This is a genomic window from Bacillus sp. FSL M8-0025 (assembly GCF_037975475.1).
Classification (GTDB): Bacteria; Bacillota; Bacilli; order Bacillales; family Bacillaceae; genus Bacillus; species Bacillus subtilis.
Genome location: NZ_CP150258.1, coordinates 956,931 through 981,370, shown reverse-complemented (window position 1 = coordinate 981,370; position 24,440 = coordinate 956,931). Strand labels below are relative to the sequence as shown.

Genomic DNA, 24,440 nt, shown 5'->3' with positions numbered 1-24,440 from the left:
CTTTTCTGTTATTATAGTAAATATAATATTTAAAAAATAATGAATATTTTAAAGGGAATTAATTAAAAATATTAATCAGAGGGAGAATAGAAATGGATTTCAAATGGCTTCACACCTTTGTGACCGCTGCAAAATATGAGAACTTCCGAAAAACGGCGGAAACACTTTTCTTATCTCAGCCCACTGTGACCGTACATATCAAGCAATTAGAAAAAGAAATCAGCTGCAAGCTGTTCGAGCGTAAAGGCAGGCAAATCCAGCTGACTGATGAAGGCAGGGCGTATTTGCCGTATGCGCTCAGGCTTCTTGATGATTATGAAAACAGCATGGCAGAGCTTCACAGAGTGAGACAAGGCTACTCTCAAACCTTACAGCTCGCGGTTTCTCCGCTTATTGCAGATACTGTGCTTCCTTCTGTCATGAAACGGTACACAGCAATGAATACGGAAACAGAAATGGCGGTTACGATTTTCGAATCAGCGGAAATCGCGTCACTGATTAAAGCCGGGGAAGCAGATATCGGATTAAGCTGTTTAAAGGTACAGTCTTCTTCTTTAAGCTGCCACTGCTTATACAAAGACCCTGTCGTCCTTGTTGCCCCGCCCGATAAGCGTTTCATAGAAGACAACGAAATTGATGCCAAAGAGGTGCTCGAACAATACCTGCTTTTGACCCACAATCATCCTGATTACTGGGACGACTTGCTCCGTCAAGTCAGAATGACATTTCCATTTGTGAGAACAATGAAGGTCACTCAAACACATATAACGAAACGGTTTATCAAGGAAGGACTCGGAGTTTCATTTCTGCCTTTATCTACAGTAAAGCGTGAGTTAGCAGAGAAACAGATGATCAGAATTCCTTATCAGTCTGTACAGCTGCCCTATGCCGGCGCTTACGCGATTGCCCTTTATGAAAATAAGAAAGAAAAAAAATTCTTGGATTTTTTATCACATTTTCATTTTTAGGAGCAACCAAAACACCTGTGCTCCGTCTAATGAAAAAAACCCGTTCCAATGAACGGGTTTTCTCTAAAAATTAGAATCTTTTCGCACCGAGGTAACGAGGCTTCCAGTAGCTGTTGTTCAGGCTGCTGATTTGTACGCCGTCAGATCCTGCATGAATGAAATTGTTGTTTCCAATGTAAATCCCCATGTGAGAAGGGCCGGATTTATATGTTGTGAAGAAGACGAAATCACCAACAGACGGGCTGGCAATGCTCTTCATAGAACTCCAGTATCCTGCAGTGCTTGTTCTGCCCACACTTGTTTGTTTATTCAGTACGTACCAAATGAATCCGCTGCAGTCAAAGCCGGAAGTTGTCGTTCCGCCCCATTTATATGGCGTTCCGACTAACGCTTTTGCATCAGAAACCAGCTTGCTCACATTAAGTGATGTAGATGACGTTTTGCTGCTTGAAGACGATGAAGATGAAGCAGGTTTTGAGCTGCTTGTGCTTGTTCCTTTCACCTTCAATACTTGGTTGACATAGATTACATCTGATTTTAAGCCGTTTAAGCTTTTTAATTTGCTAACCGTAGTGCCGTATTTGCTCGCAATTTTAGAAAGGCTGTCTCCGCTCTTCACTTTATAAGTAGAAGTTGAAGACGATGACACTTTTGATGAGCTGGAGCTGCTTGAACTAGTTGAACCTTTCAGTTTCAGGACTTGTCCAACACGAAGCAAATCTGATTTTAAGCCATTCAGCTTCTTCAGTTCATTGATTGTCATGCCGTATTTTTTTGAAATTTTCCAAAGGCTGTCCCCGCTCTTTACTTTGTATGTAGAAGAAGAGGAAGAAGAACTGCTGCTTTTTGAACTTGTAGATTTGCCGTTAATCGATAAAGTTTGTCCCACATAAATAATGTCTGAACGAAGGTGGTTCTCTGATTTAATTTTACTGATCGTTGTGTCGTATTTTCTTGAAAGATCCCATAACGTGTCGCCTTTTTTCACCTTAATGCTTTGTGCAGATGCCGCTCCTGCAAATAACGTCGATCCTAAAACAACTGCTGTCGTAGCTGTAATGATTTGCTTTTTCATATTTTCCTCCCCAAATGTTAACTCTATATATATGTATCTTTTTTTTAATTAATCTTATTGATTTCTATTATAAGGATAGATTCCCATCAGAAATAGTCTTGACTTCATGTGACAAATTTCTTAATTATTCGTTCTAAAAAAAAGTTTTTAAGGGTATTAAATATTTCATTTTCGTTGCAAAGGTGACAAAAAACGAGTGCTTTTGTCATGTTTTATGGGATGTTTTTCAACATAAAGGAAATAAATGAAAAACTTTCGGGGTCGGCTCACATACCTGAAAAATGAGTGATAAAGAATATTCGAGGAGAGCTGCGGTTATCCGCAGTTTTTTTATTTAAACAAACATATCATGCAAAGACAGAGAGGTAAAGATTTTTCTGAAAAATGAATGCTTTACATCAAATAAGGCAAGATAACGAAAAGCGTTTTTTCATTTCCTTACAAGGCTTTACTTATTGTTTACATGATCAGCAGCCGCATTTAACAAAATTTCCCTAACATGATAAACGGAATACATTAAAGGAGGCATGAAAAAAATGAGTTTGTTTCAAAATATGAAATCAAAACTTCTGCCAATCGCCGCTGTTTCTGTCCTTACAGCTGGAATCTTTGCCGGAGCTGAGCTTCAGCAAACAGAAAAGGCCAGCGCCAAAAAACAAGACAAAGCTGAGATCAGAAATGTCATTGTGATGATAGGCGACGGCATGGGGACGCCTTACATAAGAGCCTACCGTTCCATGAAAAATAACGGTGACACACCGAATAACCCGAAGTTAACAGAATTTGACCGGAACCTGACAGGCATGATGATGACGCATCCGGATGACCCTGACTATAATATTACAGATTCAGCAGCAGCCGGAACAGCATTAGCGACAGGCGTTAAGACATATAACAATGCAATTGGCGTCGATAAAAACGGAAAAAAAGTGAAATCAGTACTTGAAGAGGCCAAACAGCAAGGCAAGTCAACAGGGCTTGTCGCCACGTCTGAAATTAACCACGCCACTCCAGCCGCATATGGCGCCCACAATGAATCACGGAAAAACATGGACCAAATCGCCAACAGCTATATGGATGACAAAATAAAAGGCAAACATAAAATAGACGTTTTGCTTGGCGGCGGAAAATCTTATTTTAACCGCAAGGACAGAAACTTGACAAAGGAATTCAAACAAGCCGGCTACAGCTATGTGACAACTAAACAAGCATTGAAAAAAAATAAAGATCAGCAGGTGCTCGGGCTTTTCGCAGATGGAGGGCTTGCTAAGGCGCTCGACCGTGACAGCAAAACACCGTCTCTCAAAGAAATGACGGTTTCAGCAATTGATCGCCTGAACCAAAATAAAAAAGGATTTTTCTTGATGGTCGAAGGGAGCCAGATTGACTGGGCTGCCCATGACAATGATACAGTAGGAGCCATGAGCGAGGTTAAAGATTTTGAACAGGCCTATAAAGCCGCGATTGAATTTGCGAAAAAAGACAAACATACACTTGTGATTGCAACTGCTGACCATACAACCGGCGGCTTTACCATTGGCGCAAACGGGGAAAAGAATTGGCACGCAGAACCGATTCTCGCCGCCAAAAAAACCCCTGAATTTATGGCAAAGAAAATCAATGAGGGCAAACCGGCAAAAGATGTGCTCGCCCGCTATGGCAATCTGAAAGTCACATCTGAAGAAATCAAAAGCGTTGAAGCAGCTGCACAGGCTGACAAAAGCAAAGGGGCCTACAAAGCCATCATCAAGATTTTTAATACTCGCTCCAACAGCGGATGGACGAGTACCGATCATATCGGCGAAGAAGTACCGGTATACGCGTACGGCCCCGGAAAAGAAAAATTCCGCGGATTGATTAACAATACGGACCAGGCAAACATCATATTTAAGATTTTAAAAACTGGAAAATAAAAAGGATGCAGAACGCTGCATCCTCTTTTTTATAAATATCTGCGGTGAACACCTTTTCCGTCGTACGAAAACATGACTTCCTTATCCTCAAGCACAGACTCAATGTGCACGCTTCTTCCCCAAAGCTGGAATAAATAAGGGAGCACTTTCTCCAAATATTTCAAATCTAACTCTATTCCTTCATACCAATGCTTAATATAGAGCTCGTTATTTTTCATATAATCGCCGTCGTTTACTGTCAAATATGGAAAACCGCCATTTACCCGCATGCTTACGAGCTGGTCGCGCACCGACTTCCACTGTTTATCGATGATTTTATAATCTCGGCCCTGTTTTTGAAACAAATAAAGATCCTCGCGCATGACTAATTCTTTGGTTAAATAATTGCGGATGAAAGAGATATCGGATTCAATCTCCCTGACCTCAAACATTTTCTCCCGGCCGGAGTCAGGCTGCACGCCCATTTTCTTCATTTCCTCCGTCGGGTTGTTGTATCTCTTTTCAATGTCTTCAAATATTTTCAGCCCTAAATAATAAGGATTAATGCCTGTTTTGGACGGCTGAACGACACCTGCATTCAGCTTGGCGAACTCGATCGCTTCATCAGAGGTTAAATCAAGCTCACGTATAATTCGCTGGTGCCAATAGGAAGCCCAGCCCTCATTCATAATCTTGGTTTCCAGCTGAGGCCAGAAATAAAGCATTTCCTCTCTCATCATCGTTAATATATCACGCTGCCATGGCTCCAGCTCCCGGGAATGCTCCTCGATAAAAAGCAGGATATCTTTTTCAGGCCGCGGCGGGAACGGTTTTTTCGATTTTTTCACTTGTTTTTTCGGTTTCTTTTCATCCAAAGACCATAGATCATCGTAAGGCGTGGCTGCCTCTTCAATCTCCTCTTCCTCATCATCCACACTCCATTGGAGCTTTGGTCGGACCAACGACGGATCGATATGCTCCTGAATCGAAAGGATCGCATCTAAAAAAGATTCCACTTCTTTTATCCCGTGAACCTGTTCATAGTGTTTTATCCGTTCAGCTGTTGCCGCCATGCTTTCCACCATATCGCGCTTCGTGTTTTGGAAACGGCAGTTGTTTTTGAAGAAATCGCAATGGGCAAGAACGTGTGCGACAATCAATTTATTTTGGATCAGTGAGTTGCTGTCCAGCAAAAAAGCGTAGCATGGATCTGAGTTAATGACCAGCTCATAGATCTTACTTAACCCTAGATCATAGTGCAGCTTCATCTTATGAAACTGCTTGCCGAAGCTCCAGTGGCTGAATCTTGTCGGCATCCCGTACGCGCCAAATGTATAAATAATTTCAGCCGGGCAGATTTCATATCTCATCGGGTAGAAATCAAGGCCGAATCCTTTTGCAATTTCGGTAATTTCCTCAATTGCCCGCTGTAATCCCTTCTTCTCCTCCGCGTTCAACCGAATCCCCCCTACTTGGACTTATCTATAATGTATGAGCCCGCCATACAAAAGATGATAGTCTCACTCAGGCAAGAAAAAATTCCCCCGGCACATTCATCTGTTTGCTTATTGGATCAGTGGGTAAACACACACCATACTACGAAAAAGGAGCGATACCAATTGAATGTAGCAGACGTGCTTTCTACTTATCTCAGTAAGCTGCCAAACGTAATCATTGCTTTACTCGTCTTATTAATCGGCTGGGCTATTGCTAAAATCATTGAAAAAGCGGTATACAAAGGACTCAGCAAAACAAAAATCGACGACAAGCTCTTTGCTGGGAAAAAGCCTTCACGCTATTCCTCGGAAAAAGTCATAAGCAAGGTCGTTTATTTTATCGCACTGATCATCGTCTTTATTTTATTCTTTAACATTTTGCACCTGACAACAGTGGCATCGCCGTTTGTCAGTATGCTTTCGGCGATTGCAGCCGCGATCCCAAGCGTGCTGAAAGCTGGACTCATTCTGCTGTTAGGATGGGCTGCAGCCTCTGTTTTAAGCTTCCTTGTCAAAAAAATCGGGATGAAGCTGAACACGAGTGACAAACTGCGCAAGTGGAATTTGGTGTCTGAAGGAAAAGATATTCACCAGGCTGTCAATACCGCTTCACAAATTGTCTTTTATCTCGTGCTGCTTGTTTTTCTGCCAGGGGTCTTATCTTCTTTGAAAATCAGCGGCATTTCAGGTCCTTTTACAAATATGATGGAAAGCGTGCTCGCTTTTCTGCCGAAATTATTTGCAGCGGCGCTTATCGTATTAATCGGCTGGCTTGTTGCCCGCCTTGTCCGTGATATCATTACGAATTTCCTTGCAAGCATCGGCACGGAAAGATTCGCGGCACGTATGGGTTTATCAATTTACTTAAAAGACACAAGCCTTTCAGCAGTCATCGGAACAATCGCTTATGTGCTGATTATGATTCCGGTGGTCATTTCAGCGCTTGATCAGCTGGATGTCGCCGGCATTTCAAAACCAGCTGTCTCTATGCTGAATACGATTTTAAACATGCTTCCGAACATCATGATTGCCATCGTGCTTGTATTAGCGGGTATCTGGGCAGGAAAATGGGTGAAATCCATGGTGTCCGGACTGCTCCATCGCGCAGGCTTTGATTCTGTCTTAGGGAAAATGGGCATGGAAGCCGGAACGCCTGCAAAGCTGTCCTTGTCTCAAGTTGTCGGTATGATTGCGCAAATCATTGTCATTCTGCTCTTTACAGCTGAGGCGCTTCAAATTGTTCGGCTGCACTTCCTCGTAGAAATTGCCACTGGCATCATCGCGTATCTGCCGAATGTCCTTGTCGCAGTATTCATTCTCGGACTCGGCCTTTACGCAGGAGAATTGGTGAGAAAAGTGCTCTCAAGCATGATAAAAGGCCAGGAATTCAAGTCTTTTGCGCCTATTGCTAAATATACGATTATCGCACTTGCTTTCTTTATGGCCCTGGATCAGCTTGGTGTCGCTGCGACAATCGTCAATTCCGCGTTTATCATCGTTCTTAGCGGCTTCGCACTCGCTTTCGGTTTATCCTTCGGCCTTGGCGGTAAGGATTTTGCATCACGTTATCTGTCTACATTTGAACGCAAAATGCAAAACACAGAAATCGAAAAAAACCGTAAAAACCAAAATCCGCCGAATGACATGTAAGCAAAAAACATGCACCCAGCTGGGTGCATGTTTTTTTAATTCCTTTTTTTTCATTTTTCAATCGATTATGATAAGATATAGAAAATGTCTTATTCTGAGGTCTTATTATGAAGTTAACCAATTATACAGATTATTCATTAAGAGTGTTGATTTTTCTGGCTGCAGAGCGTCCCGGAGAACTTTCAAATATAAAACAGATTGCCGAAACGTATTCTATTTCAAAAAATCATCTCATGAAAGTCATATACAGGCTCGGCCAGCTCGGCTACGTAGAAACGATACGCGGACGGGGCGGCGGCATACGATTAGGCATGGAACCTGAAGACATCAACATCGGTGAGGTTGTCAGAAAAACGGAAGACGATTTTAATATTGTTGAATGTTTTGATGCGAACAAGAATCTCTGTGTTATTTCCCCGGTTTGCGGCTTAAAACATGTGCTGAATGAAGCGCTTTTTGCCTACCTCGCAGTTTTAGACAAATACACACTGCGCGACCTCGTCAAAAACAAAGAAGATATCATGAAGCTTTTAAAAATGAAGGAATAGATTAAGATTCCTTCTTTTTTATGCCCTTTTTCCCCCTTATTGTTAAGATAATTTGGCTATTTTTATAAAAAGGCAAAACGATGAGACAAATGTGCCGATATAAAAAAGAAACAGGAAATGCAAAATCATTGGGGGAAAAAGGAGAGCTAAGATGAAAAAGAAATTAGCAGCAGGGCTGACAGCATCTGCGATTGTCGGCACAACTTTAGTAGTGACACCAGCTGAAGCAGCAACGATTAAGGTCAAAAGCGGAGATTCTTTATGGAAACTGGCCCAAACCTATAACACAAGTGTGGCGGCCCTCACATCCGCCAATCATCTTTCGACTACTGTTCTGTCGATCGGCCAGACGCTTACTATTCCAGGCAGCAAATCCAGCACTTCTTCATCTACTTCAAGCTCAACAACCAAGAAGAGCGGAAGTTCTGTTTACACAGTGAAAAGCGGAGATTCACTTTGGCTGATCGCAAATGAGTTTAAAATGACCGTGCAGGAACTGAAAAAATTAAACGGACTAAGCAGCGATTTAATTCGTGCTGGGCAGAAATTAAAGGTGTCCGGTACTGTTTCTTCAAGTTCCAGTACAAAAAGCAGTTCCAATAAGAGTTCAAGCTCCAGTTCAAAAAGCAGTTCTAATAAGAGTTCAAGTTCTTCATCTTCTACGGGAACATATAAGGTGCAGCTTGGAGATTCACTTTGGAAAATTGCAAACAAAGTCAATATGTCCATCGCTGAATTGAAGGTCTTGAACAACTTAAAATCAGACACCATTTACGTGAATCAGGTGTTGAAAACAAAATCAAGCGGCTCTGATACGTCTTCTAAAGACACTTCATCCAAATCGAACCAAACTTCAGCAACATCTAAATATACCGTTAAAAGCGGTGATTCACTTTGGAAAATCGCAAACAACTATAACCTGACTGTACAGCAAATCCGAAATATCAACAATCTGAAATCAGATGTGCTTTACGTTGGACAAGTATTGAAGCTGACAGGTAAAGCATCTTCAGGCTCTTCATCATCGTCGTCTTCTTCGTCAAATGCAAGCTCCGGCACGACGACTACATACACGGTGAAAAGCGGTGATTCCTTATGGGTGATTGCACAAAAATTTAATGTAACAGCTCAGCAGATTCGTGAGAAAAACAATTTAAAAACGGATGTCTTGCAGGTTGGCCAAAAGCTGGTCATTTCCGGAAAAGCTTCATCATCGTCTTCATCCGGTTCTTCAAACACCACCAGCTCAACGAGTGCGAAGATTAACACAATGATTTCGGCCGCTAAAGCGCAGCTTGGGGTTCCATATCGCTGGGGAGGCACGACACCGTCCGGGTTTGACTGCAGCGGATTCATTTACTATGTACTGAACAAAGTCACATCCGTATCTAGATTAACGGCAGCGGGATATTGGAACACAATGAAATCAGTTAGCCAGCCTGCTGTCGGAGATTTTGTTTTCTTTACAACATATAAAGCCGGCCCTTCCCACGTCGGAATTTACCTAGGCAACGGGGAATTCATAAATGCCAACGATTCCGGAGTTGTCATTTCCAATATGAACAACTCTTACTGGAAACAGCGCTATCTCGGTGCAAAACGATATTTCTAAAAACAGAAACTGTGCGGCCTTAACGGCTGTACAGTTTTTTATTAGAGCCTAAAGACGTTGATGCTGATCATATGATTTGTCACCGGATGAAAATAGACTTCGGCCCGAACAGAAAAAGTGTCATCTTTCTGTCTGACTGTCACCCGAAAGACATCTTTCGTCTGCTGATCATTCACCTCTGTACGCCCCATATAAGCATAATCAGAAAATGAAGCGCCCTTATATTCATCCTGAATTTTGCTCCAGGCAAGCTGTTCCCACTTTTGAACGGACTCGTCTGTGTCCGTTGAATGACCTTTTGCAGCCATTGACACGATAATCAATCCGCAAAAAAGAAGCGCGATGGTATACGGCAGGGATTTCATTTTTTCAGTCTCCTGTACCCAGAATATATTCCCTCATAGGTTTACCAAAAGCGATATCTTCATTCAGGCATTTTGATTTTATGTCTCCCTCATATTGCTACCCCTTTACTGACGCAGACGGCAAGTTTTGCCCCGTCAATAACAGAGGATGCGGCATAAACTAATCATGAACTTCTCACCCAAGAAAGGAGAAGCGATTCATGGATTATGCCGATTACGATAAAGCGCTTTATTACACCCATCGTTCTCAATGGGATAATTTATTAATTTTAATGGTGCGTACAGAGGACGATTTGTTATCAAAACGAATTGAGCATTTTCTGCATGCGTATCATTTTGAACAGGATTACGCCGTTTTAGAAAAGATGCTGTATTCCCTTCTCCGATATATTGATCATGCCACAGAGCTGACTTATGAAGATCAAATAGCCCTTCTCACATAAACAAATCCCGGCGTTTAAACGCCGGGATTTCCTGCTTTTGCGAACATGCTGAGTTCTTCGACAAGCTCTTTTATGCTTTCCTTAATGTTTTCAGCCACTGTAGCATTTTCAACATCAATATGCACCGGATCAAGCACCAGCTGCTTCGGAATGACATTGGCGTAGACACCCCGCATCACAGTTCTCATATTGTTCAGCGCATTGATGCCGCCTTTTCCGCCTCCCGCTACTGCCAATAATGCAACGGGCTTATATTTGAATTGTTCGCTGCTTAGAAAATCCAAGGCATTTTTTAAAGCGCCGCTCATGCCGCTGTGATATTCAGGCGATAATAATACAATCGCATCCGCTTTCGTAACGCGTTGCTTAAGCTCCTGTACTTTCAACAGTTCAGATTGTTCCGCTTCACCGTTAAAAACGGGCAATACAAACTCGCTTAGATCAATCAAATCCGTGTGATACAGAGCTGAAATATAGGATGCTGCAATTCTTGTTCTGCCATGTTTTCTAGGCGTGCCATTTATAACTAACATGTTCATTTCGAGATCTCTCCATTCAGGTTATATTTCACTGCGAAAAGCGCTGCTTGCGTGCGGTCGGCCACTTCAAGTTTTGCTAAAAGATTCGATACATGGGTTTTTACTGTTTTTTCTGAAATAAACAAGGCTGCTGCGATTTCTTTATTGCTTTTCCCGTTTGCTATTTCAGTCAGAACGTCTTTTTCCCTTCTTGTTAATTGATAGTATTTTTCTTTTTCCGGGTCGTGCTGATTTTTCATATGTGTCAGCACATGGGGCATAATAGCTGTAGAAAGCTTGTATTCGCCAGCATGCACTTGTCTTAGTGTTTTCACCAATTCCTCGGGCTCCGTATCCTTTAATTGATACGCCTTCGCGCCTGCCTGAAGCGCGGGGATGACGTGCTCCTGATCAGAGTAGCTCGTCAGCACAATGATATTCGTATCCGGAAATTGCTGTATTGCTTTTTTAATGGCTTGAATGCCGTCCATCTCGGGCATAGACAAATCCATTAGCACAAGATCCGGCTTTGTCTCTTCGATGACACGGAGAGCTTCTAATCCAGTTGCAGCTTCTCCGACGACTTCAATATCATCCTGGGTGGCAAAGAAAAAACGCAGACCCTTTCTGACAACATGATGATCATCAGCAATGACAATTTTCATACCGCCCCTCCTTTTCGGCTTGTTAGCGGAAGCCTGATGGACAGCTTTGTTCCTGTTCCAAGCGCTGACTCAATCCAAAACTTAGCTCCGGCTTTTTCCGCTCGTTCTTTCATACCCTTGATGCCAAGTGAAGGCAGATCGGCATGCGCTTCATAGCGAAATCCTGCCCCATGATCGATGATATCCAGCTCCGCATGGCACAAAGAAGCAGTCAGACTAACATACGCCGTATCCGTTCCGGCATGCTTTTTGCAGTTATTTAAAGCTTCCTGTACGACACGCCATAGCATATGCTCCTGCTCATCAGTCAGAACAGGACAGCCTTTTTGTGTAAAAATGATCTTCAATCCAATGAGCGCACCATAGCTTTTAATGGCTTCAGCCAGCCCTTTTTCCAATCCTCCGGGGCGAAGCTGCCAAATTAACGCTTTCATTTCTGCGAGCGCGTCCTGTGATAGGTTTTGGATGAAATCAATCATCTGCTGTAAATTTTCATCTTTTGTTAGTGTCTTCGCAGCTTTGGCAGTTAAACTGACGGAAAACAGCATTTGATTGACTGAATCGTGAAGCTCCTGAGCGAGGCGGTTACGCTCCATTAAAAGAGCATTTTTTTGTTGATATTCAGAAAGCCTCATACGCTGGATTGCCGTTCCGATCTGAAAGGCGACAGACTCGAGTAAATGCAGCTCTTCCTCATCAAACATGGTTTTTCCGGCCGCCGCTACATTTAACAATCCGAATCTTCTGTCCCCGTCTTCTAAAGGCACAGTTGCATGATGCGTAATCCCTTCTGTGTCAAAACAATGCAGGTTTTCTGCTGATTCGATGCGTTTGCAGTTCATGATATTTGCAGCCTTTCTAAGCCCTCCGTTATTGAATTTCGTCAGGCAGTAACACTCCCCTTCGCACATCAGCACTTTTTCCTTGCGGCTTAAAGCCGGGGGCAGATAAGCGTCGGCCGCTAACGTATAAGACCCATCTTCTTCGATCAGAAAAATCCATCCGGATTGAAGATTTGTCAGACTCAGCAACTCTTTTAAAACTTCATCCAGTGTTGCTTTGATATCGTGCCCTTGATTTAAGGTTTCCGCAATCGTTTTCAGCGTTTTTAATTTTTCCATCCTCGTTTTGCTCACGTTTCTCACTCCGGCATTGATCTTGTATTTAAGATTATACCAGTTTTTTGTATTTCATTACTTCACTTGTAGGATGATTTTCTTTCAGACTTTTGGATGAGAAAAGAAAAAGCCGGATCATTTACAATGACCCAGCTCATACTTGAATTATTTTGCTGTCGACTCAACAATTTCATCCACCGTCTTCATTACATCTTCAGAAAGGACGGCAAGTCGCTTTTCACTGTCTTCCAAAGATGACCCTTTTACGGCGAAATAAAATTTAACCTTCGGCTCAGTTCCAGAAGGACGAAGACAGAACCAAGACCCGTCTTCCAGGAAGTATTTCAGTACATTTGATTTTGGCAAGTCGATGGCTTCTTCTTTATTTTCAGTCAGAAGCGTCCGTTTGCTTACAGCGTAATCTTCTGCTGTGACAACCTGTTTGCCCGCCATTTTCTGCGGCGGATTTTGTCTGAAGGAAGCAAGAATCGCTTCAATTTGCTCTGCTCCTTGTTTGCCTTTCAGCGTCAGGGATTTCAGCCCTTCACGATAAAAACCATATTCGTTAAAGAGATTGATGAGCGCCTCATACAAAGACATTCCCTGTTTTTTATAGAACGCGCAAACTTCAACTGCCAAAAGCGCAGCCTGAATGGCGTCCTTATCGCGGGCAAAATCCCCGATTAAATAACCGTAGCTCTCTTCATAACCGAATTGGAAGGTATACTGGCCTGATGCCTCGTATTCCTTAATCTTTTCACCGATAAACTTAAAGCCTGTCAGCGTATCAATCGTATCAAGGCCGAATGAAGAAGCTACAGCACGGCCGATTTCGCTTGTGACGATCGTTTTGAGAACAACACCGTTATCAGGCAGGATGCCTTGTTTTTTCTTTTCAGAAAGCAGGTAATGAAGCAGCAGCGCTCCGGTTTGGTTTCCTGTCAGCACTGTATATTTGCCTTGATCGTTTTTCACCGCGATGCCGAGGCGGTCAGCATCAGGATCTGTCGCGATGAGAATATCTGCATTCTGCTCCTCCCCAAGCTTAATGGCATATTCGAATGCCGCATGCTCTTCCGGGTTCGGCGATGTAACAGTGGAGAAGTTTGAATCCGGCAGTTCCTGTTCTTTGACAACCGTTACATTTTTGTAGCCGAGTGCTTCAAGACCGCGTCTGACCGGTTTATTTGCAGTTCCATGCAGCGGTGTGAAAACAACCTTTACATCTACTTCTTCCGATAATTCAGGATGTACAGAAATGGACGTCAGTTTTTCTGTATAAACTTTATCAATATCTTCACCGATGATTTTGATTAAGCCTTTTTCTTTTAACTTATTTTCTTCGTCCACTGTGATCGTCAGCTCATTTTCAATCGCGTTTACCTGCTCAATGACGATGTCCGCTTCCTTTGGAGGCAACTGGCCGCCATCATCCCCGTATACTTTGTAGCCGTTATATTCAGGCGGGTTATGGCTTGCCGTTACCACAATTCCACCATAAGCATTCAGCTGTCTGACAGCGAATGACAGCTCTGGCGTCGGGCGAAGCTCATCAAACACGTATGTTTGTATGCCTTGTGTCGCAAGTGTTTTTGCCGCTTCCATCGCGAACTCCGGAGATTTATGGCGGGAATCATAAGCAATGACAACGCCCCGTTTTTTCGCTTCCTCACCTTGCTTCGAGATGTATGCCGCAAACCCGGCCGATGCTTTGCGCACAGTGTAAATATTCATCCGATTTGTCCCGGCGCCGATTTCCCCGCGCATTCCGCCGGTACCGAATTCAAGGTCTTTATAGAAACAGTCCTCAAGGGCCTGTTCATCTCCCTCTAATTCAATAAGGCGCTCTTTTAATTCCGGATCTAAATGTTCTGTCTGTTTCCAGCGTTCATAGCTCTTTCTCCAAGTCATATTCGTCCTCCTATGTATCAGCTTATGCCATTATTTTATATGAAGCGGGTGCCTCTGTCACTTGATAACCTGAGATCTGGCCCTTTCGGCACGTAAAAAGAAATAACGGGCTGCAGACAGCCCGTTATGATTTATTGCTCAAGCGGTACGACCGCATCGTGTAAAAGCTTGTTGAGGTTTTCTGTATGTTTGTTTTTCGCCTGCTCATCCCATTGGAATCGCTCGCTCATAAAATCAATAACGGCATCTTTATATGTTCTTACCCAATTGATATCAAAAAATAAACGTCCCGTTCTGCGGACGAAGAAGTCAGCAGGGGTTGCAGTCATCTCTTCTTCTATACTGTATTCTGCCTCAGCAAGAATATGAACCGGAATGTTGCGTTTCGCGGCCTCATCTTTCAGCGCTTCTACCCGGTCAAAGACGCGATCTACGTTAGAGCCGTATCTGATCGCAAGCTGTTTTGCGTCTTTTTCTGATAAACCGGCTGCAATTCCTTCTTTTGTTTTCGCGGTAACGAAGGACATGAGATTTTTCGAACCGCCGACATGCCCGCCAGAGATTGGCATGTTTTTCGTTTTACATGGTCCAAAATCCTTTTCGCCCTCTTCTTTTAAGCGATCACGGACAAGATCAACGATGTGCTCCGCCATTTTTCTGTATCCAGTCAGTTTTCCGCCGGCAATGGTGATCAGGCCTGAGTCAGATGTCCAAATCTCGTCTTTCCGTGAAATTTCAGAAGGATCTTTGCCTTCTTCATGAATCAGCGGACGCAGCCCCGCCCAGCTGGATTCGATGTCATTCGCAGTGATATTCAGTTCCGGGAACATGTAATTGATTGAATTGATGACATAATCACGATCCTCCGTTGTCATCCGCGGATGCTCCAGCGCCTCTTTGTAAACAGTGTCTGTTGTTCCCACGTATGTTTTGCCTTCACGAGGAATCGCAAATACCATCCGTCCATCAGGTGTATCGAAATATACAGCCTGTTTCAGCGGAAAGACAGACTGGTCAAATACAAGGTGAATGCCTTTTGTATGCTGCAAATGCTTTCCGTTTTTCGAATGGTCTTTTTCTCTGAGCTGATCGACCCAAGGGCCTGTAGCATTGACAATTTTTTTCGCATACACTTTATATTCTTTCTTTGTCAGCACATCTTCAATTAATACGCCGACGGCTTTGCCTTTTTCGTAAAGAAGCTCCTTCACTTTGGAGTAATTCACAGGCTCTGCCCCGAATTTCACCGCTTCCTTCATGACTTCGATGGTCAGTCTCGCATCGTCAGTGCGGTATTCCACATAGTACCCGCCGCCTTTTAAGCCGTCTTTTTTTACCAAAGGCTCTTTTTGCAGCGTTTCTTTTGCTGAAAGCATGCTTCTTCGTTCTGACTTTTTCACACCTGCAAGGAAGTCATAAACCCTTAACCCGATAGATGTTGTAAATGAACCGAATGTGCCGCCTTTATGAAACGGAAGCAGCATCCATTCCGGTGTAGTGACATGCGGGCCGTTTTCATACACAATCGCCCGCTCTTTTCCTACCTCAGCGACCATTTTCACTTCAAATTGTTTTAAATAGCGCAAGCCGCCATGTACCAGCTTCGTTGATCGGCTAGATGTTCCCGCCGCAAAGTCCTGCATTTCGCTTAGTGCGACCTTCATTCCCCTTGATGCCGCGTCAAGAGCTGTTCCGGCTCCTGTAATTCCTCCTCCGATAATAAATAGGTCATATGTTTTTTTCGTCATGTCTGTCAGCATGCGATCTCTTTCAAGACTTGAAAATTGATGTTTCATCATTACGTCTCCTCCTTGTTGTCACGGTAAATAGAAAAAGAGACCACAACAGCCAAAGTGCATGCTTACACTTTGGTGCTGTGGTCTCTCCTCATCTCAGGACCGTTCTTATTAACTTGTAACCATTATACCATAGTATTACTTTATTTAAAAGCCATAGCTGCTTTTACGGCTTTTTGCCAGCCTTTATACAGCTCATTTCGTTTTTCTTCTTCTAATTCAGGTTCAAACCGTTTATCCAGATTCCACTGGTTCGCGATTTCAGAACGGTCCTTCCAGAATCCCACAGCGATACCTGCCAAATAAGCCGCGCCAAGTGCAGTCGTTTCATTAATTTCCGGGCGCTCCACAGGAACATTCAACAGGTCTCCTTGGAACTGCATCAGGAAATTGTTTTTTACAGCTCCTCCGTCTACACGGAGCGTCTTTAATGAAATGTTTGAATCTGCTTCCATTGCGTCAAGCACATCTTTTGTCTGATAAGCCAATGACTCCAGTGTCGCACGGATAAAGTGCTCTTTTGTTGTCCCTCTTGTCAGGCCGAAAACCGAACCGCGCACATCGCTGTCCCAGTAAGGCGTTCCCAGTCCGACAAAGGCCGGAACAACATACACGCCGTCAGTTGAATCCACTTTCTCTGCATAAGCTTCGCTAAGCGAAGAGTCCTGGAACATTCTCAATCCGTCTCTAAGCCATTGGATGGCAGAGCCAGCGACAAAAATGCTTCCTTCTAACGCATAGTTCACTTTTCCGTCAATGCCCCAAGCAATTGTTGTCAAAAGCCCATGTTCGGACTTAATTGCTTTTTCCCCGGTATTCATCAGCATGAAACATCCTGTGCCGTATGTGTTTTTCCCCATGCCTTCTTCAAAGCATGCCTGACCGAACAGCGCGGACTGCTGGTCGCCTGCCGCTCCAGCAATCGGGATATTTTTTCCGAAGAAGTGATAATCAACAGTCTCCGCATACACATGGGAAGACGGCTTCACTTCAGGGAGCATGGATTTCGGTACGCCTAGAATGTCGAGCAGTTCATCGTCCCATTTTAAATCGTAAATATTAAACATCAGTGTTCTTGAGGCATTGGAGTAATCGGTCACATGCGCTTTTCCGCCTGACATTTTCCAAATGAGCCACGTATCAATCGTTCCAAACAGCAGCTCGCCTTTTTCCGCTTTTTCTCTTGCGCCTTCCACATTGTCTAAAATCCACTTCACCTTCGTGCCGGAGAAGTATGGATCGATTAAAAGCCCAGTTTTTTCTCTGAATTTATCATTATATCCTTTTTCACGAAGTTCCTCACAAATGCCGGACGTCTGTCTGGACTGCCAAACGATTGCATTATAGACAGGACTTCCTGTATCTTTATCCCACACAACCGTCGTCTCGCGCTGGTTCGTGATGCCGATGCCGGCAATTTGAGAAGCGCTGATTCCTGATTCAGAGATGACTGAGGCGATAACCGCGAGGACAGAGCCCCAAATTTCATTGGCATTATGCTCAACCCAGCCAGGATGCGGGAAGTATTGTGTAAATTCCTTTTGAGCAGAGTGAACGATTTTGCCTTCTTTATTAAACAGAATCGCTCTTGAACTTGTCGTCCCCTGATCTAAGGATAAAATGTACGTTTCCATAAGATGTCTCCCCTTTGATTAAATATATTTTGAATTTGATAATGTTTTAGCAGAATGTGATTTCGTATAAACATAGAGTCCTAACAATACCACAACCAATATAACGCTTACAATCCAGAAGCTGCTTGTGATGTGCCCTTTAAATGCAGCGTTGTAAAATACGCCGCCGAATGATCCGCCTAAAATCGGGCCGACTACCGGAACCCATGCGTATTTCCAGTTTGATGAGCCCTTCCCCGGAATCGGAAGAAAAGCGTGGGCTATCCGCGGACCTAAGTCACGTGCAGGATTGATAGCATAGCCGGTGGTTCCTCCCAGAGAAATACCGATTGCTACAATGAGGAAACCGACGATTAAAGGATTAAGTCCTTCTGTAAATTGATTTGCCCCAATGGCCAAGATTCCAAGCACAAGGACAAATGTCCCAATCACTTCGCTTAAAACGTTTGCAAATGTATGCGGAATGCTGGGCCCTGTTGAGAAAACACCCAGCTTGGCAGCGGGATCATCCGTTGACTTCCAGTGCGGGAGGTAATGCAGATAAATAATCACCGCACCGATGATCGCTCCGATCATTTGCGCCGCAATATAAACCGGAACCTCTTTCCAAGGAAAATCTCCTACAAATGCAAGCGCTATCGTTAGCGCCGGATTCAAATGGGCACCGCTGATGCCGCCAACCGCGTATGCCGCCATGGCAACACCCAATCCCCATCCAAATACAACAACAATCCAGCCAGACTGGAATGAAAGCGATTTCTTTAAATTGACACCTGCACAAACACCTGCACCAAAAATGATAAGCAGCATCGTACCGATGACTTCTCCCCAAAATGCTGTCATAGCACATTCCTCCTAAAGTCACGATTAAAAAGCATGATAGAGAAGAAAAGAATAAAAAAACCACAACAAACCGCTTTACGGGTGCATAAACATTTGCCGTAAAGAGCTGCTGTGGTCTCCGAGTTCTCCATCACAATGTATTAACCTAGTGCAATTGTATCAGTGCATGAAAGCGGTGTCAATCATTTTCCGTCAAAAAGTTTTCATATTTTTTCCACAATTTGGTATTAGATGTTGTGACAGCTACAGCCCCCGCTTTCAATGCCTGCTCTACATCCTCTTCCGTACGGATGAAACCCCCGGCAAAGATGGGAATCCCTGTTTTCTCTTTTATTTCCTGAATGAGTGACGGAACGATGCCGGGAAGCACTTCGATGAAGTCAGGCTTATGCTTGCCGATAAACTCCATGCTTTTCTCCATCGCGCTTGTATCAAGCAAAAACAGGCGCTGAATGGCATAAATTTTCTTCTGCTTCGCTTTGGCAATCACGTTCGATCTTGTGGAAATAATCCCAGCGGGCTTGATATCCTGACATATAAATTCCGCACCGTATTCGTCATGCTTAATCCCTTGAATGAGATCGACGTGCACCATCATGTTCTTTCCGTGCTTTTGCGCTTCTTTGATCACGCCCTTCAGCTGGCCGAGATGAATATCAAGAATAACACCGTAAGAGAACGAACTGTTCAAAAACTCATCAAATTGCTTCATATTGCGAATAGCCGGTAAGATCGGCTGGTTGTGAAAACTCATCATGTGCTCCTTTAATAAATCACTTTTATATTATATCGTTTGAAAGCTTTCTTTCACCGTTTTCACGATAAAGGAAAGGTCCTCTTCTGTCAGGCAAAATGGCGGCGCAAGCTGGATGACGTTGTTGTAGCCGGCGACTGTATCGCCGTTTTTGCCGATGATCAGCCCTTTTTCTTTGCACGCCGCAACCACTTGGTTTACTTTGGCGGCATCAGCCGGCTCTTTAGTTAATTTATCTTTGACGAGTTCGATTCCGATCAGCAGCCCTTTTCCTCTAACATCCCCGACTGCCGGGTGTTCTCTCAGAGCTTGGAGCTCACCTAAAAGCTTTGCTCCAAGATCGCGGGATCGCTGAATCAGCTGTTCGTCCTCCATAATTTTCAGGTTTTTCAACGCCAAAGCACAGGCAGCCGGGCTTCCGCCGAACGTGTTTACGTGGCGGAAACGGTCATAAGGAGCTTCCCCCTGATACACTTCGAAAATGTCCCGTTTCACAGCAGTCGCTGACAATGGCAGATACGCGCTTGTGATTCCCTTTGCCATCGTAATGATATCAGGCTTCACACCGTAGTGCATAAACCCGAACGGCTCACCTGTCCGTCCAAACCCGCAGATCACTTCATCGCAAATCAAAAGGGCTCCGTGGCGCCGGCAAATGTCCTCCACCTTCTTCATATATCCGTCCGGCGGCATTAGGATGCCTCCGCCTGTAATGATGGGCTCCATAATGACCCCGGCAATCGTTTCGCTTAATTCCCATGTCATGATGCGGTCGATTTCATTTGCGCTTTCAAGCGTGTCTGCATCATCAGGATTCCGGTATATATCTGGCGGAGCTGCATGCAGGAACCCTTGGCTCAAAGGCTCGTATTTATATTTCCGCTGCGCCTGTCCGGTAGCTGAGAGCGCTCCCAATGTATTGCCGTGGTATGCCCGATATCTTGAGATGAATTTATAACGGCTGTGGTCGCCGTTTTGCAGATGGTACTGGCGGGCAATTTTAAAAGCAGTTTCGTTTGCTTCCGATCCGCTGTTGGAAAAAAAGATAACATAATCGCCGCCAAGCCATTCATTCAGCTTTTCCGCCAGTTGAATTGCGGGTGCGTGACTTTGCGTTAACGGGTAGTAAGACAGTTCCTTTAGTTGCTCATAGGCAGCCTCCGCAAGCTCCTTTCTGCCGTAACCAATGTTGACGCACCACAAACCGGACATCGCATCCAAATAGCGGCGTCCGTCTATGTCGGTTACCCAGGCCCCCTCGGCCTTCTGGGCTATCAGGCTGTCCGCTTGATGCGCTCCCTTCATGGCATGCCACACAAATTGCTCATCTTTTTGCTTTAATCCCTGATTTTGCTGAATGTTTTCCATCCCCATCATCTCCATTTCATTAGCGTTCCCTATAATGCCAATTCAATTGAAACAGACCTTCTCTTTATGTGATGTCTTGGTGATGATTTCCCTGCCTTCAATATAAAGCCAGACCGGGTCAGAGTCAATAAACCGCGTAAATAATAAAACATCCCCATTCTCCATTCTCAAGAAAAAAGAGGATGCAGCTTCCAAAGCAAAACAGGCAAAGTGACAATGCTCAGCATCGTACTGATAAAGGTCGCACTCGAAACAACTTGGACAGCCATAGCAATAGCAACGTGAAGCCTAGCCGTTTTCTGTATGATATAGGAAATGGCGAAAATACAGAAACTCCATAAGGCACCTCCACTATACCTACTTTTATTTTAAAGATAGCACCTAAACAATTCCGCTTTTGTTTTAAAAAACCCGCCAATTCAGGCGGGTTTTTTCGGGTTATTTTTTATATTGAATATGGTAAATATCACGCCGTCTGTCTTTTAGCTGGCGCACTGTACCGTTTTGGCGCTGTCTTCTGAGAATTTCCAGGTCAACATCGCCGATGACGACCATTTCAATATTCGGGTTTGTTTCGCCGACAATCCCGTCACGAGCGAATTCAAAATCAGACGGAGCAAAGATGCCTGACTGGGCGTATTGGATATCCATGTTTTCCGTTTGCGGAAGGTTTCCGACCGTTCCAGAGATAACCGTATAAATTTGATTTTCAACCGCTCTAGCCTGCGAACAGTATCTGACACGCAGATAGCCTTGACGGTCTTCTGTACAAAATGGCGTAAAGATAATTTTGGCTCCTTTATCAGCCGCAATCCGGGCAAGCTCAGGAAATTCAATGTCATAACAGATCTGGATCGCGATTTTCCCGCAGTCCGTATCAAACACGCGAACTTGGTCTCCTGCGCTGATCCCCCACCATTTGCGTTCATTCGGCGTAATATGGAGTTTGTATTGCTTCTCGATCGTTCCGTCCCGTCTGAACAGGTAAGCGATATTATAGATCTTGCCTTCCTCTTCGACGAAATGAGATCCGCCGATAATGTTGACGTTATACTTCACAGCCAAGTCAGTAAACAGGCTGATGTAATCTTCTGTATACTCGGTAATTCTCTGCACCGCCAAGCTCGGTGACCGTTCCTCAAGGAAGGACATCAGCTGGGTTGTAAAAATTTCCGGGAACACCGCAAAATCAGATCTTGCGTCGGAAGCAACATCGACATAGTATTCTACTTGATTCGCAAATTCCTCAAAGGAATAAATTTTCTTCATTTCGTATTGGATCACACAAATTCTAACAGGGAACGCCGATTTATAATAGCGTTTTGTCTGCTGCGGTAGATAATCGACATTATTCCATTCCATCAGCGTCGCATACTTGATCGAAGCTGTATCATCCGGGAGATAGTTCGGGTTAATTCGCATAAGGGTAAAGCCGTTCATCAGCTGAAAAGAAAGAACCGGATCGTAAATTTGGTGGCGTGTCACCTGTTCAACATACTCTCTCGCTGTCATTTCCTCTGCATATTTGTGATAGTTTGGAATCCGTCCGCCTATGATGATGCTTTTCAGGTTTAAGCGTCTGGCTAAGTCCTTTCTCGCCTCGTACAAACGGTGGCCGATCTTCATTCGTCTGTATTTCGGGTGCACCATGACTTCAATTCCGTACATATTCAAGCCGTCAGGATTATGGTTGGTGATATAACCGTCATCTGTAATGTCCTGCCACGTATGGCGGTCATCATATTCATCAAAGTTAATCAGGAGACTTGAGCACGAACCGATAATTTCACCTTCGAATTCTGCACAAAACTGTCCTTCCGGAAAATGCTCCAAATGGCTGATTAAATGCTCCCGCTTCCAAGGCTCCATTCCTGGAAAGCAGTCCTTTTGAAGATCGATAATCTTGTCGATGTCTTTCTCTTCGATATTGCGGATCACCATTTTCTTTTCAAACCGGGTCAAATCTAATTTCTCAGACAACCTACTCGCTCCTTTCTAGTTTTGTGAGTTCAGATGATCAAGCAATAGGGCGAGCTCCATTTCCGCCATTGATTCAAGCCTGTGATCATAGTCTTCAAACATCAAGGTGCCCGTTACTTTATTCGGGACAATGACACACTTCATTCCTGCGCGTTTCGCAGCAATCGAACCATTGACAGAATCCTCAAACGCGAGACATTCCGCTGGCGATACCCCGAGGTTCTTTGCCGCCAATAAATAGAGTTCAGGATTCGGCTTCACCTCTTCCACATCATCAGCCGTTTGAATAACTTCAAAATCATCAAACAGGCCGATTTGCTTCAAATGGCCGGACACCCATTTATAATCAGAGCTGGAGGCAAGGCCTATTTTTAAGCCTAAATCCTTTGCCGCATTCAAATACGCTTCGACACCAGGTCTCGCTTTTTCTGATTCCATGCGTTTGGCAAACCGCTCTCTTCTCAATTGTGTGAGCTCTTCATGGTTCAGCTTTTTCCCGATCTGCTCTTCTAAATAGTCAAAAGGCCGGAAACCCGCAGCAGTTCCGATGACCTTCCCCCAGACAGATAGCGGCAGCACTGAGCCGTGCTCTTCAAATATTTCCTGAAGAACTTCATATTCGTGTGTTTCTGTATCTAGAATAAGCCCGTCAAAATCAAAAATTAACGCTTTAATCACTGGGTACAACTCCTTTAGTCCGAATTGAGACATATGTATACACTCAACTATACCCCGAAACAAGTCTGCTTTCAAAAAGTAAGGTTTTATGTGAAGAAAGAGCCTGCACACTGCAAGCTCTTTCTTATTAATGAATATTTTGGTGAGAAATGTTTGTCAGCGCTGATCCCGCAGACTCGTTCGACATCTGATTGACTGCCAGGTCTCCAAGCGCAACGATCCCGACTAGATTGTTTTGATCTACAATAGGAAGGCGGCGGATTTGGTGCTGGGCCATCAGCTGCGACGCGTCTTCCAGACTCATATTGGGGTTTCCTGATACGAGTTCTGTTGACATCACTTCTGAAACGGGTGTCTGGCCATCACGGCCCTGAGCTGTAGTTCTTAATGCAATGTCACGGTCAGTCAGCATTCCTTTTAAAACACCTTGCTCTACAACGGGGATCGCCCCGACGTTATGCTGTTTCATTAGAGAAGCCGCTTCCTGAATCGTTTGATTCGGAGAAACGGTTGCCACCTGCGTTGTCATTGTATCTTTAACTGAACTCATTGTCAGCACCCCTTTCAATCATTAGTATGTTCAGACACGAGCCGTTTAAAAAGGGAGTTAGAGGAAAGGTTTTATGATATGATTTCTCTGATACAAAAAGAGCTTTTCTAAAAATAGAAAAGCCCTTGCCGCATGATTATATCAGCCTTCTTTGACCGAAAAAGGCTTTGTTAGTCTTCTTTTGAAAGTCAGAAAAAGCAAACGGAAAATAAATCCCAAAATCATTCAGCATCTTGCTGTTTTTTTCAAAAATCGCCTGATCACTCAAATCAGAGTGCGGTGAAGGCTTGGTCAGGATAATATGTATCATTTGCAGACAAGCCATAATTTGAAATGCTTCTTTTAATGTTCCTTGGTAATAATGGTTATTTAAAGACAGAACGCCTTTCTTTTTAAAGCGCTGAATGTCCAGTTCGGAGAAATAAAGAGGAAATACATCATGGATCAGCTCCATAGACAGCTCCTTGATAAAGCTCTCCTGTTCTGCAGTTGCTGCGTTCACAATTCTCACGTCAATCACCTTTCTTGCCATCGAATATCCTAAGTCTTACTCAAGAATAGCACAGAAAAAAACGC

22 protein-coding genes and 1 pseudogene are annotated in these 24,440 nt (G+C 43.9%); 6 read left to right on the top strand and 17 right to left on the bottom strand.

Annotated elements, in window-relative coordinates:
- The first annotated feature begins 92 nt into the window (after positions 1-92).
- On the top strand, positions 93-968 hold the full coding sequence (gene citR / locus MKX38_RS05075; RefSeq protein ID WP_003233357.1) for a transcriptional regulator CitR: 876 nt from the start codon (positions 93-95) through the stop codon (positions 966-968).
- 70 nt (positions 969-1,038) lie between these two features.
- Here the strand turns inward: citR and lytE are convergent, their stop codons facing one another.
- Entirely contained in the window at positions 1,039-2,043 is a 1,005-nt protein-coding gene (gene lytE / locus MKX38_RS05070) for a peptidoglycan endopeptidase LytE (RefSeq protein WP_072175834.1), read from the bottom strand.
- Positions 2,044-2,570: 527 nt separating this feature from the next.
- On the opposite strand from lytE, the gene phoA reads away from it, so the two are divergent.
- Positions 2,571-3,956: an alkaline phosphatase PhoA gene (gene phoA, locus MKX38_RS05065; protein ID WP_339188842.1), complete on the top strand. Its 1,386-nt coding sequence runs from the start codon at positions 2,571-2,573 to the stop codon at positions 3,954-3,956.
- Positions 3,957-3,985: 29 nt separating this feature from the next.
- Here phoA and spoVR read toward each other — a convergent pair whose 3' ends face one another.
- Positions 3,986-5,392: a stage V sporulation protein SpoVR gene (gene spoVR, locus MKX38_RS05060; RefSeq protein WP_003233364.1), complete on the bottom strand. Its 1,407-nt coding sequence runs from the start codon at positions 5,390-5,392 to the stop codon at positions 3,986-3,988.
- Between the two features lie 30 nt (positions 5,393-5,422).
- Here spoVR and MKX38_RS05055 point away from each other — a divergent pair, with 30 nt between their 5' ends.
- From MKX38_RS05055 to lytF, 3 genes are all read left to right on the top strand, one after another.
- On the top strand, positions 5,423-7,081 hold the full coding sequence (locus tag MKX38_RS05055; protein ID WP_339188839.1) for a mechanosensitive ion channel: 1,659 nt from the start codon (positions 5,423-5,425) through the stop codon (positions 7,079-7,081).
- Between the two features lie 107 nt (positions 7,082-7,188).
- Entirely contained in the window at positions 7,189-7,629 is a 441-nt protein-coding gene (gene nsrR, locus MKX38_RS05050) for a nitric oxide-sensing transcriptional repressor NsrR (protein WP_339188836.1), read from the top strand.
- A gap of 151 nt (positions 7,630-7,780) precedes the next feature.
- Entirely contained in the window at positions 7,781-9,241 is a 1,461-nt protein-coding gene (gene lytF, locus MKX38_RS05045) for a peptidoglycan endopeptidase LytF (RefSeq protein ID WP_144482632.1), read from the top strand.
- 41 nt (positions 9,242-9,282) lie between these two features.
- Here lytF and MKX38_RS05040 read toward each other — a convergent pair whose 3' ends face one another.
- Positions 9,283-9,606 (bottom strand): YqzG/YhdC family protein, encoded by a 324-nt coding sequence (locus MKX38_RS05040; protein WP_003233371.1) that lies wholly within the window; start codon positions 9,604-9,606, stop codon positions 9,283-9,285.
- A gap of 200 nt (positions 9,607-9,806) precedes the next feature.
- Here MKX38_RS05040 and MKX38_RS05035 point away from each other — a divergent pair, with 200 nt between their 5' ends.
- Positions 9,807-10,049: a YhdB family protein gene (locus tag MKX38_RS05035; protein ID WP_003233373.1), complete on the top strand. Its 243-nt coding sequence runs from the start codon at positions 9,807-9,809 to the stop codon at positions 10,047-10,049.
- Positions 10,050-10,063: 14 nt separating this feature from the next.
- Here MKX38_RS05035 and yhdA read toward each other — a convergent pair whose 3' ends face one another.
- The 14 genes and pseudogenes from yhdA to MKX38_RS04965 all read right to left on the bottom strand — a co-directional run bounded on the left by yhdA (position 10,064) and on the right by MKX38_RS04965 (position 24,396).
- The gene (gene yhdA / locus MKX38_RS05030) at positions 10,064-10,588 is read right to left on the bottom strand and encodes an FMN-dependent NADPH-azoreductase (RefSeq protein WP_015715573.1); all 525 of its coding nucleotides are present in this window, start codon (positions 10,586-10,588) and stop codon (positions 10,064-10,066) included.
- On the bottom strand, positions 10,585-11,232 hold the full coding sequence (yhcZ, locus tag MKX38_RS05025) for a two-component system response regulator YhcZ (RefSeq protein ID WP_015252479.1): 648 nt from the start codon (positions 11,230-11,232) through the stop codon (positions 10,585-10,587). Before yhcZ ends, yhdA begins: the two co-directional genes overlap by 4 nt.
- Positions 11,229-12,368 carry a two-component system sensor histidine kinase YhcY gene (yhcY, locus tag MKX38_RS05020; protein WP_032721229.1) on the bottom strand — a complete coding sequence of 380 codons (1,140 nt, stop codon included), beginning with the start codon at positions 12,366-12,368 and terminating at the stop codon, positions 11,229-11,231. The genes yhcZ and yhcY overlap by 4 nt, the downstream gene beginning before the upstream one ends.
- Before the next feature lie 147 nt (positions 12,369-12,515).
- Complete coding sequence (gene pgcA, locus MKX38_RS05015; protein WP_021479677.1) at positions 12,516-14,261, bottom strand: phosphoglucomutase; 1,746 nt, start codon at positions 14,259-14,261, stop codon at positions 12,516-12,518.
- 131 nt (positions 14,262-14,392) lie between these two features.
- Positions 14,393-16,060, bottom strand: coding sequence for a glycerol-3-phosphate dehydrogenase (gene glpD, locus MKX38_RS05010; RefSeq protein WP_015715569.1), 1,668 nt, complete (start codon positions 16,058-16,060; stop codon positions 14,393-14,395).
- A 140-nt stretch (positions 16,061-16,200) separates the two neighbouring features.
- Positions 16,201-17,691 carry a glycerol kinase GlpK gene (glpK, locus tag MKX38_RS05005; protein WP_077670555.1) on the bottom strand — a complete coding sequence of 497 codons (1,491 nt, stop codon included), beginning with the start codon at positions 17,689-17,691 and terminating at the stop codon, positions 16,201-16,203.
- A gap of 18 nt (positions 17,692-17,709) precedes the next feature.
- Positions 17,710-18,534 (bottom strand): glycerol uptake facilitator protein GlpF, encoded by an 825-nt coding sequence (gene glpF, locus MKX38_RS05000; protein WP_003233386.1) that lies wholly within the window; start codon positions 18,532-18,534, stop codon positions 17,710-17,712.
- Between the two features lie 178 nt (positions 18,535-18,712).
- Positions 18,713-19,291: a glycerol uptake operon antiterminator GlpP gene (glpP, locus tag MKX38_RS04995; protein ID WP_101169435.1), complete on the bottom strand. Its 579-nt coding sequence runs from the start codon at positions 19,289-19,291 to the stop codon at positions 18,713-18,715.
- A 27-nt stretch (positions 19,292-19,318) separates the two neighbouring features.
- Positions 19,319-20,671 carry an aspartate aminotransferase family protein gene (locus MKX38_RS04990; RefSeq protein ID WP_339188829.1) on the bottom strand — a complete coding sequence of 451 codons (1,353 nt, stop codon included), beginning with the start codon at positions 20,669-20,671 and terminating at the stop codon, positions 19,319-19,321.
- Between the two features lie 152 nt (positions 20,672-20,823).
- Positions 20,824-20,913, bottom strand: a pseudogene (locus tag MKX38_RS04985) (hypothetical protein); the annotation flags it as partial.
- 181 nt (positions 20,914-21,094) lie between these two features.
- Entirely contained in the window at positions 21,095-22,636 is a 1,542-nt protein-coding gene (locus tag MKX38_RS04980; RefSeq protein ID WP_003245514.1) for a bifunctional GNAT family N-acetyltransferase/carbon-nitrogen hydrolase family protein, read from the bottom strand.
- Between the two features lie 15 nt (positions 22,637-22,651).
- Positions 22,652-23,314, bottom strand: a complete 663-nt coding sequence (locus tag MKX38_RS04975) for an HAD family hydrolase (RefSeq protein ID WP_032730435.1) — start codon at positions 23,312-23,314, stop codon at positions 22,652-22,654.
- 127 nt (positions 23,315-23,441) lie between these two features.
- Positions 23,442-23,864 (bottom strand): CBS domain-containing protein, encoded by a 423-nt coding sequence (locus tag MKX38_RS04970; RefSeq protein WP_003245462.1) that lies wholly within the window; start codon positions 23,862-23,864, stop codon positions 23,442-23,444.
- Between the two features lie 136 nt (positions 23,865-24,000).
- Positions 24,001-24,396, bottom strand: coding sequence for a YhcU family protein (locus MKX38_RS04965; RefSeq protein WP_003233401.1), 396 nt, complete (start codon positions 24,394-24,396; stop codon positions 24,001-24,003).
- Positions 24,397-24,440: the final 44 nt, after the last annotated feature.

Bases quoted from the DNA above. Each gene is read 5' to 3' on its own strand.
- citR (WP_003233357.1), top strand. From the start codon at position 93: ATGGATTTCAAATGGCTTCACACCTTTGTGACCGCTGCAAAATATGAG.
- lytE (WP_072175834.1), bottom strand. From the start codon at position 2,043: ATGAAAAAGCAAATCATTACAGCTACGACAGCAGTTGTTTTAGGATCG.
- phoA (WP_339188842.1), top strand. From the start codon at position 2,571: ATGAAAAAAATGAGTTTGTTTCAAAATATGAAATCAAAACTTCTGCCA.
- MKX38_RS05055 (WP_339188839.1), top strand. From the start codon at position 5,423: ATGTATGAGCCCGCCATACAAAAGATGATAGTCTCACTCAGGCAAGAA.
- nsrR (WP_339188836.1), top strand. From the start codon at position 7,189: ATGAAGTTAACCAATTATACAGATTATTCATTAAGAGTGTTGATTTTT.
- lytF (WP_144482632.1), top strand. From the start codon at position 7,781: ATGAAAAAGAAATTAGCAGCAGGGCTGACAGCATCTGCGATTGTCGGC.
- MKX38_RS05040 (WP_003233371.1), bottom strand. From the start codon at position 9,606: ATGAAATCCCTGCCGTATACCATCGCGCTTCTTTTTTGCGGATTGATT.
- MKX38_RS05035 (WP_003233373.1), top strand. From the start codon at position 9,807: ATGGATTATGCCGATTACGATAAAGCGCTTTATTACACCCATCGTTCT.
- yhdA (WP_015715573.1), bottom strand. From the start codon at position 10,588: ATGAACATGTTAGTTATAAATGGCACGCCTAGAAAACATGGCAGAACA.
- yhcZ (WP_015252479.1), bottom strand. From the start codon at position 11,232: ATGAAAATTGTCATTGCTGATGATCATCATGTTGTCAGAAAGGGTCTG.
- pgcA (WP_021479677.1), bottom strand. From the start codon at position 14,261: ATGACTTGGAGAAAGAGCTATGAACGCTGGAAACAGACAGAACATTTA.
- glpD (WP_015715569.1), bottom strand. From the start codon at position 16,060: ATGATGAAACATCAATTTTCAAGTCTTGAAAGAGATCGCATGCTGACA.
- glpK (WP_077670555.1), bottom strand. From the start codon at position 17,691: ATGGAAACGTACATTTTATCCTTAGATCAGGGGACGACAAGTTCAAGA.
- glpF (WP_003233386.1), bottom strand. From the start codon at position 18,534: ATGACAGCATTTTGGGGAGAAGTCATCGGTACGATGCTGCTTATCATT.
- glpP (WP_101169435.1), bottom strand. From the start codon at position 19,291: ATGATGAGTTTTCACAACCAGCCGATCTTACCGGCTATTCGCAATATG.
- MKX38_RS04990 (WP_339188829.1), bottom strand. From the start codon at position 20,671: ATGGAGATGATGGGGATGGAAAACATTCAGCAAAATCAGGGATTAAAG.
- MKX38_RS04970 (WP_003245462.1), bottom strand. From the start codon at position 23,864: ATGAGTTCAGTTAAAGATACAATGACAACGCAGGTGGCAACCGTTTCT.
- MKX38_RS04965 (WP_003233401.1), bottom strand. From the start codon at position 24,396: ATGGCAAGAAAGGTGATTGACGTGAGAATTGTGAACGCAGCAACTGCA.